Annotated in this window: 11 protein-coding genes and 1 tRNA gene; 5 read left to right on the top strand and 7 right to left on the bottom strand. The window is 62.4% G+C overall.

All coding sequences use genetic code 11. The features are described 5' to 3' along the window. The first annotated feature begins 52 nt into the window (after window positions 1-52). Window positions 53-970 (top strand): LysR substrate-binding domain-containing protein, encoded by a 918-nt coding sequence (locus tag BW975_RS08850; protein ID WP_076532767.1) that lies wholly within the window; start codon window positions 53-55, stop codon window positions 968-970. A gap of 95 nt (window positions 971-1065) precedes the next feature. On the opposite strand, the gene BW975_RS08845 is transcribed toward BW975_RS08850, so the two are convergent. Both BW975_RS08845 and BW975_RS08840 read right to left on the bottom strand, forming a co-directional pair. After that, window positions 1066-1539, bottom strand: a complete 474-nt coding sequence (locus tag BW975_RS08845; RefSeq protein ID WP_076532765.1) for a DUF411 domain-containing protein — start codon at window positions 1537-1539, stop codon at window positions 1066-1068. Window positions 1540-1570: 31 nt separating this feature from the next. Further along, complete coding sequence (locus BW975_RS08840; protein WP_083687022.1) at window positions 1571-2749, bottom strand: permease; 1179 nt, start codon at window positions 2747-2749, stop codon at window positions 1571-1573. A 318-nt stretch (window positions 2750-3067) separates the two neighbouring features. On the opposite strand from BW975_RS08840, the gene BW975_RS08835 reads away from it, so the two are divergent. After that, complete coding sequence (locus tag BW975_RS08835; protein ID WP_076532762.1) at window positions 3068-3484, top strand: MerR family transcriptional regulator; 417 nt, start codon at window positions 3068-3070, stop codon at window positions 3482-3484. Between the two features lie 189 nt (window positions 3485-3673). Here BW975_RS08835 and BW975_RS08830 read toward each other — a convergent pair whose 3' ends face one another. The 5 genes from BW975_RS08830 to pdxH form a co-directional block, all read right to left on the bottom strand. After that, window positions 3674-7372, bottom strand: coding sequence for a vitamin B12-dependent ribonucleotide reductase (locus tag BW975_RS08830; RefSeq protein WP_076532760.1), 3699 nt, complete (start codon window positions 7370-7372; stop codon window positions 3674-3676). Window positions 7373-7988: 616 nt separating this feature from the next. Further along, window positions 7989-8065 (bottom strand) — tRNA-Pro (locus BW975_RS08825). Between the two features lie 66 nt (window positions 8066-8131). Next, window positions 8132-8596 carry a DUF192 domain-containing protein gene (locus tag BW975_RS08820; protein ID WP_076532758.1) on the bottom strand — a complete coding sequence of 155 codons (465 nt, stop codon included), beginning with the start codon at window positions 8594-8596 and terminating at the stop codon, window positions 8132-8134. After that, complete coding sequence (locus BW975_RS08815) at window positions 8593-9168, bottom strand: cold-shock protein (RefSeq protein WP_083687069.1); 576 nt, start codon at window positions 9166-9168, stop codon at window positions 8593-8595. The genes BW975_RS08820 and BW975_RS08815 overlap by 4 nt, the downstream gene beginning before the upstream one ends. 217 nt (window positions 9169-9385) lie before the next feature. Next, a complete protein-coding gene (gene pdxH / locus BW975_RS08810; protein WP_076532757.1) occupies window positions 9386-9991 on the bottom strand; it encodes a pyridoxamine 5'-phosphate oxidase in 606 nt (201 codons plus the stop codon). Window positions 9992-10167: 176 nt separating this feature from the next. Between pdxH and fabI the strand changes: the two genes are divergently transcribed. From fabI to gpt, 3 genes are read left to right on the top strand one after another with little or no spacing between them, the layout of a single operon-like run. Beyond that, window positions 10168-10974 carry an enoyl-ACP reductase FabI gene (gene fabI / locus BW975_RS08805; protein WP_076532755.1) on the top strand — a complete coding sequence of 269 codons (807 nt, stop codon included), beginning with the start codon at window positions 10168-10170 and terminating at the stop codon, window positions 10972-10974. Between the two features lie 6 nt (window positions 10975-10980). After that, window positions 10981-11580, top strand: coding sequence for a LysE family translocator (locus BW975_RS08800; RefSeq protein WP_076532753.1), 600 nt, complete (start codon window positions 10981-10983; stop codon window positions 11578-11580). 14 nt (window positions 11581-11594) lie between these two features. Beyond that, complete coding sequence (gene gpt / locus BW975_RS08795) at window positions 11595-12095, top strand: xanthine phosphoribosyltransferase (RefSeq protein ID WP_076532751.1); 501 nt, start codon at window positions 11595-11597, stop codon at window positions 12093-12095. Window positions 12096-12108 lie beyond the last annotated feature (13 nt).

Raw genomic sequence — 12108 nt, 5'->3', positions numbered from 1 at the left:
AAGAATAATCTTAATATTTGCGATATACATTCTCCCAGGGTATATATTGCGGATGCTTCCGCGTCTCACCCATCGCCAGATCGAAGCCTTTCGCGCGGTCATAGAGACCGGCAAAATCACGTCGGCCGCCGAGGTTCTGGCGACGACACAGCCCTCCATCAGCAAGCTGATCGCCGATCTCGAAAGTGCCGCCGGTTTCGCCCTGTTCGAGCGGCGCGCACGGCAGGTCATTCCCACATCCGAGGCGCTGGCCCTTTATGAAGAGGTCGAGCGATCCTTCGTCGGCATGGCCGAAATTTCGCGCGTGATCGAGGATATTCGCGATTTCCGCAAAGGCAGCCTGTTGGTCGCTGGCATGCCTGCGCTTGCGCTCAAACTTCTGCCGGACGTGATCGCGCAGTTCGTTGCCGAAGAGCCGGGCATCACCGTCTCGCTGCGCGCCCGCAGCTCGCAGGCCGTGCTGCGCCATCTCAGCTCGCAACAGTTCGATCTCGGGTTCGCGGCGCTTGAGAGCGATCATCCCGCCGTCACCCGCGCGCCCATCTTTACCGCGCCAATGCTGGCCGTGCTGCCCCGTGGTCACGCATTGGAGCGAAAGGACAGTCTTGCCCCATCGGACTTCGACCAGCAGCCTTTCATAGCGCTCGGCGCCGAAATCGGCACCCGCTCGGAGACCGATATGTTTCTGGCATCTGGAAACGCCCGGCCACGGATCGTCGCCGAGGCGCAGTTATCCGCCTCCATTTGCGAGCTTGTTGCCAGCGGCGCCGGGATTTCCATTGTCGAGCCTGTCACGGCGACGCATTTTGCCAGTGCGGGGCGGGTATCGACACGGCTTCTCGATCCCGAGCAGCGGTTTCGATACGATCTTTTGCTGCCGGCGCTGCGCCGGCCCTCTCGGGTGGCCTCACGCTTTCTGGAACTGGTCGAACACCGCTTTGAGACTTTGCTCGGGACAGAAAGCGGCTGAGGCCAAGTTACGGCGACACACCCCACGTGCCACCGGCAATCGCCGCCTCGTTTGGCGCGATGCGTCACGTCCATGCCCACAGGCGCCGAGCGGTGTCAGGCTGCCGCCTCGTAGCGCGCAAAGATTTCGGTGCTGCCATCCCGCCGGATCAGATACACGTCATAGGCTTCGCGCTTGTCCTCGGGGCCCATTCCGGGCGAGCCATAGGGCATCCCCGGCACGGCCAGGCCAACCGCATCCGGGCGCTCGTCCAGCAGCGTGCGAATATCGGCGGGTGGGACGTGGCCTTCGATGAAATAGCCTGCAATCTCGCCGGTGTGGCAGGACGTCATGGCCTGCGGAATACCGTTGTCCAGTTTGTGGCGGATCAGAAGAGTGCCAAAGCTGTTCTCGCTCGAGACATCAAAGCCATCGGCGCGCAGGATATCCACCCAAGCACCGCAACAGCCGCAATTGCGGTCTTTCAACACATGGATTTTAGGCGCGGCCCCGGCAAGGCCGACATGCGGCGCGGCGGCTGCGAGGCTAGCGGCGCCCAACAGCATGCCGCGGCGGGTCAGTTTCTGCATGATCAATCTCCTATCGTGTTTTTCTGCGTCTTCATCCTGCGACGTTCAACGCCCAGCCGATCACAAGGACTTGAGGCACGGTCAGGAGCGGCAAGAGCAGAGCCGCCTTCAGCCGCCCCGTCACCTCCCTCAGCACGAGGATCTCGGTATAGTCGGTGGCCACGCCTGCCATCAGGAAGGTGAAGGCATTGCCCGGCGCAGCGGCGCGCGTCATCAGGTCTGCGGCGATCGGCACCGACCCTTCCGAGCAGACCTCGATGATCGTGGCGGCAAGCAGCGTGGTAAAAAGGCCGATAAGCGTGGCGCCGAACCACGTCTCGAAAATCTCGGTCGGCACGGTCGCCTGGATCAGCGCAGCCAGCACGACCCCAAAGAAAAGCCAGCGCAGGACCATGCGGCTGGCGGTGACGGAACGGCGCGCGATGTCCTGCACGAAGGCCGCATCATAGCGCGTCTTGCGCAGACCCGCCTTTGCCTCACGCCAGAGATGGAAGTCGCCCGGCAACTCAACCCGGTTCGGGTTCGGCTTGACCCGCCCCGCGCGCTCCAATGCCTCGACGGCAAGGCCAGTGGCGAAGGCAATGACCAGCGAGGCAACGAGGAAGATCGCCATCCACTCCCAGCCCATCAGCACGCCGATGATGATGGTCAACGACAGCGAATTCCACGGTGAGGCGATGAGGAAGGCGAACACCTGGCCAAGGCTCGCGCCGCGCTCGTACAGCTTGGCGCCAACCATCAGCACGCCATGATTGCACAAATCGAGCAGAACGCCGGCCAGCACCGCCCTGACAAGGCTCGTCGCGCCCTGATCGCGCCCGATGATGCCGATGACGAATTGCCGGGGCACGCGGTCGATCAGGCCGACGGCCAGCATGCCGACCAAGATGCCCCACCACATCAGGTTCATCATTTCCTGCACGCCATGCGTAAAGACACCGAGACCAAGTGGCGCGTCATGGGGCATTACGAACGCCGCAAGGTATGACACAAGGATGACCGCACCCGAGCCCCACAGCATCCAGTCGAAGCGCCGCCAGAGCGGTGCATCCTGGCTTGCCGATGGGCCACAACACGAGACCTGAACCGTCTGCGCCCCCCCACCACAGCACGCCGCCGCAGACGCAGCCCGCGGAGGCGGATCGCCCGGCAGGACGAAGCCTCCCACGTTACAGGAGGTCGGTTTTGCGTCGGCGCGGCTTTCGGTCATCTCATCATCTCCATCAACGACTCAGCATATAGGACCTCTAGCCACTTTAGGTTCAACCGCCTTTCATGATATTTTCCAATCGGCTGACCGGCCTTGGCCATGCGCGCTGCAAACTTGGCCGAATACCGGGTTTGGCTGGCGCACGCACACACGGCGACGGGCGGCGGCGGCAGGTTCGACGTGCAGGGCGCCTTACAAATACCGGCCTAAAGCCAAGCGTGAGACGGCAGGTCTTCAGTTAACCTGACGCCCCTTTCGGGCGCCTTGTGAACCGCCGGCCTAAAACCTACATGGGCTGTAGAAATAAGGAGGCCCGTCATGCTGTCCATAGGCACGCTCGCCAAGCGCACCGGCACCAAAGTGCAGACCATCCGCTATTACGAGCAGATCGGCCTCATGCCTGAGCCGGGACGCACGGAAGGCGGTCAGCGCCGCTACGGCGACGCAGAGCTTGACCGCCTGTCATTCATCCGTCACGCGCGGCAACTTGGCTTTACGCTCGACGCGATCCGCGAGTTGCTGGACCTGTCCGACAACCCGAACCGGTCCTGCGCCGATGTCGACAGCATCGCCCTGCGCCAACTCAAGGAGGTCGAGGTCCGCATCACCCGGCTGGAGGCGCTGCGCAAAGAGCTTAAGCGCATGCTGTGTGAATGCAGCCGTGACACGGTCGCCGACTGCCGCGTGCTTGAGGTTCTGCGCGATCATGCCGCGTGCCTGACGGATCACGGATAGCGCATTCGGGATTGAGCGAGTGCGGTTGTTGGATCCTCTGGGCTACGCCAGTCGACGAAGAGGCGCTCACACGGCCCCTCGCAGTTGACGGTCACCAAACGAATATGCGCGCGTCTGCATTGCCCACAATAAAAAAGGGGCGCCACTAGAGCGCCCCTTTGGTCCGGTGTCGAGGGACATCCCCCGCGATCAGCTGCAGCCCGAGGTCGCGCCGCAGGTGTTGCACTTCATGCAGGTGCCGTTGCGCACCAGCGTGTAGTTGCCGCAATCGCCGCAGGCTTCGCCCTCGTAACCCTGCATCTTGGCCTTGGTGCGCGCATCCATCGACATCGCGCCCGAGGTCATTGTCGCGCTCGAGACCTGGCTGGTCACGGTGGCCGTGGCCATTGCCGCGCCCGCCGTTTCGGGGACCAGGGTTTGCAGACTGCTGACCGGATCGGCACTGGCCGCACCGGTCGCACTGGCCGCACGGGCCTGCCCGCCATTCAGCACGTAGAGGTCTTGGGGCAGACGCTTGCGCAGATAGCCGGTCGAGCTGATCTGCTTGAGCACTTCGAGCGACTTCGACGCCGCCGCCTCGCTCATCTCGCTGATATTGCGCACGCCTTCCTCTTCGCCCCGGCCCAGATCGTCAAAGCTGTGGCCCGAGGGCTTCACATGCGCAAGGTCGGTCCGGTCGAGATAGCTGACCGCCAACTCGCGGAAGATGTAGTCGAGGATCGAGGTCGCGTTCTTGATGCTGTCATTGCCCTGCACCATGCCCGACGGCTCGAACTTGGTGAAGGTGAAGGCATCGACGAACTCTTCGAGAGGCACGCCATATTGCAAGCCCACGGACACGGCGATGGCGAAGTTGTTCATCATCGCGCGGAAGCCCGCACCTTCCTTGTGCATGTCGATGAAGATCTCGCCCAGCTGGCCGTCGGCATATTCGCCTGTGCGCAGGTAGACCTTGTGACCACCGATGACCGCCTTCTGGGTATAGCCCTTGCGGCGCTCAGGCATCTTCTCGCGGTGCGACTTGTTCACTTCCTTGATGACGATCTTTTCCACGATCTTCTCGGCCAGTGTGACCGCCTTGTCGTGGTTGCTGCCGCTCTCCAAAATCTCGGCCGCCTCATCGTCATCCTCGACCAGCGCGGAGGCCAGAGGCTGCGACAGCTTGGAGCCGTCGCGGTAAAGCGCATTTGCCTTGACGCCCAAGGACCAGCTGAGCTCATACGCCTTCTGACAATCCTCGATCGTGGCGTCATTGGCCATGTTGATCGTCTTGGAGATCGCGCCCGAGATGAAGGACTGCGCGGCTGCCATCATGGTGATGTGGCTGTTAACGCTGAGGTAACGCTTGCCCTTCTTGCCGCAGGGGTTGGCGCAATCGAAGACGCTGTAATGCTCTTCGCGCAGATGCGGTGCGCCCTCAAGCGTCATTGTCCCGCAGACATGGTCATTGGCCGCGTCGATATCCTTCTTGGAATAGCCCAGATGCGCCAGCAGATCGAAGGCCGGGTCGTTCAGCTTGGCCTCGGGGATGCCGAGCACATTGGTGCAGAACTCGGCGCCCAGCGTCCACTGGTTGAAGACGAAGCGGATGTCGAAGGCACTGCCCAGCGCCGCATCCACCTTGGCCAGCTCGTTCGGGCCGAAGCCGTGACCCACCAGCGAGGTGTGGTTGATGCCGGGCGCGTTCCCGATGGTGCCGTGGCCCACGGCATAGCTGATGATCTCCTCGATCTGCGCCGAGCCATAGCCCAGCATTTCGAGGGCGGCGGGCACCGACTGGTTGATAATCTTGAAGTAACCCCCGCCGGCCAGCTTCTTGAACTTCACGAGGGCAAAGTCAGGCTCGATCCCGGTCGTGTCGCAATCCATGACAAGGCCAATCGTGCCGGTCGGCGCGATGACGGTGGATTGCGCGTTGCGGTAGCCGTGCTGCTCGCCCAGTGCCAGCGCCTCGTCCCAGGTGGACATGGCCAGCTCGACAAGACGGCTGTCGGGGCAACCCGCGATGTCCAGCGGGACGGGCTTCACTTCCAGCCCCTCATAGCCATCCTCCTTGCCGTAGGCGGCGTTGCGGTGGTTGCGGATGACGCGCAGCATGTGCTTGGCGTTGCGCTGGTAGCCAGCGAAGGCACCCAGCTCGCCCGCCATCTCGGCGGAGGTCGCATAGGCAACACCGGTCATGATCGCGCTCAGCGCGCCGCCAAGGGCGCGGCCTTCGTCGCTGTCATAGCCGAGGCCCATGTTCATCAAGAGGCCACCGATATTGGCATATCCCAGGCCCAGCGTGCGGAAGTCATAGCTGCGCTGCGCGATTTCCTTGGACGGGAACTGCGCCATCATCACCGAGATTTCCAGCGTGATGGTCCAGAGGCGCGATGCGTGCATGTAAGCTTCGGCGTCGAAACGGCCATCGTCGTAGAACTTCAAGAGGTTCATGGACGCCAGGTTGCAGGCCGTATCGTCGAGGAACATGTATTCCGAGCAGGGGTTCGATCCGCGGATCTCGCCATCCTCGGGGCATGTGTGCCACGCGTTGACCGTGTCGTGATACTGGATGCCCGGATCGGCGCAGGCCCATGCGGCATGACCCACGTCTTCCCACAAATCGCGCGCCTTGATCGTCTTGGCAACGCTGCCGTCGGTGCGGTTCAAGAGCGCCCAATCTGCATCGTCCTTGACGGCCTTCAGGAAGGCGTCGGTGACGCGGATCGAGTTGTTGGAGTTCTGGCCCGAAACGCTTGCATAGGCCTCGCTATCCCAGTCGGTGTCGTAGGTCGGGAATTCGATGCTCTCATAGCCCTGCTTGGCATAGTCCAGCACGCGCTTGACGTATGTCTCGGGGATCGAGCACTTCTTGGCGCCGCGAATGGCATCCTTGAGGCCCGCGTTCTTCTTGGGGTCAACCGAATCCTCCAGGCTGCCATCCCAGGCGCGGATCGCGGCGAAGATATCGTTCAGCTTGGCCTCGTGCATCTTGGAGCCGGCGACGATGCTGGCAACCTTCTGCTCTTCCTTGACCTTCCAGTTGATGAATTCCTCGATATCGGGATGGTCGGCATCGCAAATCACCATCTTGGCCGCGCGGCGCGTGGTGCCGCCCGACTTGATCGCGCCTGCTGCACGGTCACCGATTTTCAGAAAGCCCATGAGGCCCGAGGACTTGCCGCCACCAGACAGCGGCTCGTTCGCAGCGCGCAAGCTCGAGAAGTTGGTGCCGGTGCCGGAACCGTATTTGAAGAGGCGCGCCTCGCGGACCCAGAGATCCATGATACCGCCATCGCCGACGAGATCATCGGCGACCGACTGGATGAAGCAGGCATGCGGCTGCGGATGCTCGTAGGCCGAGGAGGATTTGGTCAGCTTGCCGGTCTTGTAGTCGACATAGTAGTGCCCCTGCCCCGGACCGTCGATGCCGTAGGCCCAATGCAGGCCGGTGTTGAACCACTGGGGGCTGTTGGGCGCGCCCATCTGGCCCGCCAGCATCACGCGCATCTCGTCGAAATAGGCCTGCGCGTCTTCCTCGGTGGTGAAATAGCCTCCCTTCCAACCCCAATATGTCCAGGCGCCGGCAAGGCGATCGAACACTTGCTTGGCCGACGTCTCGCCCGTGGTCTCGACATTCTCGCCATCGGGGACCGAGCGCCACAGAAATTCCGGGACGCCCTTTTCCTTGACCTTCTTCAGACGCACGGGAACGCCCGCCTTGCGGAAATACTTCTGCGCAATGACGTCGCTGGCGACTTGGCTCCAGCCCGCGGGCACTTCGACATTGTCCAGCTTGAAGACCGAGCTGCCATTCGGATTGCGAATCTCCGAGGAGGTCACGGTGAAGTCCATCTCCGCATATGCGTCCTGACCGGCCTTCGTGAACTTTCTGTCGATTTTCATGTCGCTGCCTCTCGCCCCGCTTGGGTACCAATTGCTGTTGTTGACTGTCCAAACGCGCCGTTCCGCGTCAGGCCCTGACCACTGGGCGCACCCCGAAATACAGCTGCCGCGCGCCCATCGGCACCCGTCTGCTAGCCTTGTATCCGGCCGGTATCGAGAATGTCCCTTGCCGCCCTCGGCCCACTATATCTTGTGTGTGCGTCAGCGACCTGCACAACCTGACGCATTTGGACATACCCAGTCAACGCCAAATTTACCCAAAATTCATCTCTTTTCCGTTGACCTTTTCGGCGCCTTCGGACCCCGGCTTGGGCCAGCCGATTCATGCACAGCATATCCACAGGCGACGCGCAGATGACGCGAGGGAAGCGTGGTTTTCAAAACCGCTGTTTTTCGGCTGGTTTAGGGCGAACGCTTCACAAAAAGGTTCAAGGTTATCCCGCGCCTCCGCACGGCAGGCCTGTGCGCATCTCGCGGCCGCGTGCATCCGTGACAAAAATCGCGCAACCTGCGGTTTAGATGTATCCGCGCCACAGGCAAGCGCCCATTGGGCCGCGCGCGGCCCGCGCTTTGCCTGCCGCACTCAGGACGGCGTCACGTGATAAAGGAAAGATTATGGTCGGGGAGGCAGGATTCGAACCTACGACCCCCTGTACCCAAAACAGGTGCGCTACCAGACTGCGCCACACCCCGAACCATACGCCGGTGCATACGCAGGAATCACGCCGATGAAAAGGGCGAATGACGCGGCAAACCCGCCTAACAGCTCCAAGCCGCGCGATCAGGCGCGAAGGCCGGATGACGCAGCTGGGTGCCGGGGGCGATTCCCAATTTGCGCGAAAGGCCGCCATTGATCTCGAGCACGGCCAGAATAGTGTCCGACCCGCCCATGATCGGGGTCAGATCACCCGGAACCGCGTTGGAATGCACGCGCTGCACTGTGCCCGTGGAATCGACGAATATCATGTCCAGCGGAATCAGTGTGTTCTTCATCCAGAACCCAACCATGCGCGGCTCGGGATAGACAAAGAGCATGCCCGCCGATTGCGGCATCGATTCGCGGTGCATCAGCCCCTGGGCGCGCTCGGCCTCATCGTCGGCAAGCTCGACTGCGAAGCGCGCCTGCCCCCACTCTCCGCGCAACTGCACGACATCGGGGCTGCACTCCTCCGCGAACGCGGGCGCGCAGAGGATGAGCGATAGAAGAACCGCGGCGAATTTCATGATGGAACAGCGCTCTCCCAGCCGTTGACCTCACTGGCCATGCGACCCCGCTTACCATCGATCACACGCATCGCCAACGCCTCGCCTGGTTGCAGATCCGCCAGGCCAGCGCGGCGCAGCACCTCGATATGAACGAACACATCCGCGTCCTCGCCAAAGGTGTTGGCAAAGCCGAAGCCTTTGGCCTTGTCGAACCATTTGACCCGCGCCGGAAGCAGGGGGGCGTTCGCCAATGTCTCGGGATCGATATCCTCGAAATCAGGCATCGCAGGCAAATTTGTTGTTTCCGGCGGCACGATTTTATGGACGGCCGTCGCCTGGACACCGCGCTCGGTCGCCTGCACGTCAAGCTCGACCAAGGCCGCATCCGCGACCGAGCTTTGGCCGAAACTGCGCAGCACATTGGCGTGCAGCAGGATGTCCGCGCCGCCATCCTCTGAGAGGACAAAGCCGAAGCCGCGCACCGGATCGAACCATTTGACGCGCCCCTGCACGCGGCGGGTGACGCTGTCGGCCTTGTCATCGGCATTCGTTGCGGCCCACGCCGCGCCGGTCTGCTTGACATCGAACATGCCCATATACGCGCACTCCCACAAAACAGGCTCTCGTATAAGCGCGACTGACTTATCCGTCCATGCCCGTTCCGTTACCTTTGCACGTTTAGCGTGCATTGCTACACCCAAAACCCGCATGCCCTGTAATTTTGGGCGAAATATCGCTAAAACGTCACAATGCGGCGGCGGTCAGCCGCCGGGCATCGCCAACCGCCCCCGCAGAGAGTGCGGCACTTCAGGGGTTCAGGCGCGTGATATCCCACGTCGCGCTCTCTTCTGCGCGGCGCCAGACAAAGCGATCGTGCAGGCGATAGTCACCATCGGCCCAAAACTCGATCTCGACAGGCGTGATCTTGAAGCCACCCCAGAAAGGCGGGCGCGGCGGGTTCAACCCATGGCGCGCCGACACTTTGGCGACCTCGGCCATCAGCGCCCCGCGGCTGGACAGCGGGCGCGACTGCTGCGACGCCCACGCGCCCAGCCGGCTTTTTAGCGAGCGCGACGCATAATAGGCATCCGCCTCCGGGCCGTCCTGCCGCGAGACGGGACCGCGCACGCGGATCTGGCGGCGCAGCGTTTTCCAATGCATGACGAAACCCGCCTTGCCGCTGGCGGCCAACTCCTGCCCCTTGGCGCTGTCATAGTTGGTATAAAAGACAAAGCCGTCGTCCGCGATCTCCTTGAGCAAGACCATACGCATGTTCGGCAGGCCGTCCGGGTCGACGGTGGCCAACGCAATGGCATTGGGATCGTTCGGCTCGGTCTGCTCGGCCTCCTTCAGCCAGCGGCGCGCGATGGCGAAAGGGTCGTCGCCCGCGAATTTGCCTGTTCTATCGCTCATCTTGTCCGCTCCCTTGCATACTGCCCGCGCCCTTTGCTGCACATGATCGAGATATGGCGCAAAGCCCGCACCATTTCCAGCACCGCGCGGCGGCCGCCCGGCACGGCAACCCTTGATGCACCCCGGCCAATCGCCTAAAGGTCAGAAAAGGTAGCTAATCGGGTCGGGAACGGGATATGTCAAACAACCTTATGGCGGGCAAGCGCGGCGTTATCATGGGCCTCGCCAATGACAAATCCATCGCCTGGGGCATCGCCCAGGCCTGCGCCGACGCGGGGGCCGAGCTGGCCTTTACCTATATGGGCGACGCATTCAAGAAGCGGGTCGAGCCGCTGGCAAAATCCCTCGGCTCGGACGTTATGATCGATTGCAACGTCAGCGATCCCGCCTCGATCGACGCGGCCTTCGCCGAAATCGAGCGTGTCTGGGGCAAGATCGACTTCCTGGTTCACGCCATCGGCTTTTCCGACAAAAACGAGCTGCGCGGGCGCTATATCGACACCAGCCGCCAGAACTTTCTCGATACGATGGATGTCAGCTGCTACAGCTTTACCGCCGTGGCCAAGCGCGCGGAAAAGCTGATGGGCGAAGGCGGCTCGATGCTGACCCTCACCTATTACGGCGCCGAGCAGGTCATGCCGCATTACAATGTGATGGGCATCGCCAAGGCGGCACTCGAGGCGTCCGTCAAGTATCTGGCCGAGGATCTGGGCCGCGACGGCATTCGCGTCAACGCCATTTCCGCCGGACCCATCAAGACACTGGCGGCGTCGGGCATCGGTGATTTCCGCTATATCCTGAAATGGAACGAGCTGAACTCGCCCCTGCGCCGCAACGTGACCATCGACGATGTGGGCAAGGCCGCGCTCTATCTGCTGAGCGATCTGGGCAGCGGCACCACCGGGGAGAACCTGCATGTCGACGCGGGCTATCACGTGGTCGGCATGAAGGCCGTCGACGCGCCCGATATCGACAATACCTAGAGGGCGATGATGGACGCGGCGACGCTCCTTCTGTTCAACGCGGCCATACTCGGCGCGCTTGCCAGCCCCGGCCCCGCTTTCATCGCGATGATACGCTCGTCCTTTGTCGGCGGGCGGCGCGCAGGATTGATGACCGGGCTGGGATTGTCGCTTTCGGCCGTGCTGTGGTCCCTCGTTGCGTTGCTGGGCCTCAGCGCGATTTTTGCCGCAATTCCCGCCGCGTATACCGCGCTCAAGCTGCTGGGCGCGGCCTATCTGATCTGGCTTGCCATCGGACTTTGGCGCGGCGCGGACAAGCCCGTGGACACCGCCCTGCCCGGCATCGCGCAGGGATTCCGGCTGGGCCTCATCACCAATCTGGCAAATCCCAAGCTCGTGTTTTTCATCGGCTCCATCTTCTCCACGATCCTGCCCGCGGATCTTGACTGGACCACGTCGGCGATGGTCCTCGCCAATCATCTGGCGCTGGAGTTGGCGTGGTATGCCATGGCCGCGATGATCCTGACCACGGCGCCGATGCGCGCCGGCTATATCCGGCTGAAATCGAAATTTGATCGCTGCGCCGCGCTGTTGCTGGGCGCCATGGCCGCCCGCATCGCGATCTGACCGAAAGGCATTCCATGTACGAACCCCTGCCCCACGAAAAAGGCTTTCATGTCAGCTGGGACCAGCTGCACCGCGACGCGCGCGCGCTGGCGTGGCGCCTTGACGGCAAGGGGCCGGATGACGGGGCATGGCGGGCGGTCGTTGCCATCACGCGCGGCGGCATGGCGCCTGCGATGATCGTCGCGCGCGAGCTTGATATCCGCACCGTCGATACGATCAGCGTCAAAAGCTATGATCACCAGACCCAAGGCGCGGCGCAGATCCTGAAATCGCCCGATATGGACATCATCGGGGACGGCACCGGCATTCTCGTGATTGACGATCTGGTCGATACCGGGCGCACCCTCGATGTGGTACGCGCGCACATGCCGAAAGCGCATATCGCCACGGTCTATGCCAAGCCCATGGCCAAGGAGCGCGTCCAGACCTTCGTCACCGAGGTGAGCCAGGATACCTGGATCTTCTTCCCCTGGGATCTCGCCCTGCAATACGTCCAGCCCTATCGCGGCAAATAAGGAAATACATCGA

The sequence above is a fragment of the Roseovarius nanhaiticus genome (assembly GCF_900156535.1).
Classification (GTDB): domain Bacteria; phylum Pseudomonadota; class Alphaproteobacteria; order Rhodobacterales; family Rhodobacteraceae; genus Roseovarius; species Roseovarius nanhaiticus.
This window is presented reverse-complemented; position numbering and strand designations above follow the sequence as displayed.